Source organism: Streptomyces flavovariabilis (assembly GCF_000725785.1).
GTDB classification, from domain to species: domain Bacteria; phylum Actinomycetota; class Actinomycetes; order Streptomycetales; family Streptomycetaceae; genus Streptomyces; species Streptomyces hawaiiensis.
Genome location: NZ_JNXD01000088.1, coordinates 1 through 621 on the forward strand (window position 1 = coordinate 1; position 621 = coordinate 621).

Consider the following 621-nt stretch of genomic DNA (forward strand, 5'->3'; position numbering starts at 1 on the left):
CGCACACACCGCATCGAACGCCTCCGCGAACACCGGAAACGCCCCATACAACTCCCGGCCCATACCAACCCGCTGCGACCCCTGCCCCGTGAACAGGAAACCGACACGTCCGCCCTCGGTGACGGACCCCTGTACGAGGCCCGGCATCCGCTCGCCCTCGGCCAACGCAGCCAGCCCGGCCAGGAGTTCATCCCGGTCGCCAGCGACGACGGCGGCCCGATGCTCCAGGGCCGCCCTCGTCGTGGCCAGCGACAGTGCCACATCGCCGGGTTCGAACTCCGAGTGACGGTATAGGTCGGCGAGGAGGCGAGTCGCCTGGGCGCGCAGGGCGGGTTCGGACGAGCCGGAGAGCACCCATGGCACGACCGGCGAGGTCACCGTCCGTACCGGCTCCTCGGCCGGGTCGGTGTCCGGTGCCTGCTCGATGATGGTGTGGACGTTGGTGCCGCTGATCCCGAAAGAGGACACGGCGGCGCGGCGGGGTCGCCCGCTCTCCGGCCACTCCCGCGCCTCGGCCAGCAGCTCGACCGCGCCCGCGGACCAGTCGACCTGCTGCGAGGGCTCGTCCACGTGCAGGGTCCGCGGCAGCACACCGTGCCGCATCGCCATCACCATCTTGAT

1 protein-coding gene is annotated in these 621 nt (G+C 71.2%); it reads right to left on the reverse strand.

Translation table 11 applies throughout. The features are described 5' to 3' along the window. Window positions 1-621 (reverse strand): ketoacyl-synthetase C-terminal extension domain-containing protein (locus IO24_RS41775; RefSeq protein ID WP_037669982.1); only part of this gene is annotated, 621 nt, incomplete at both ends.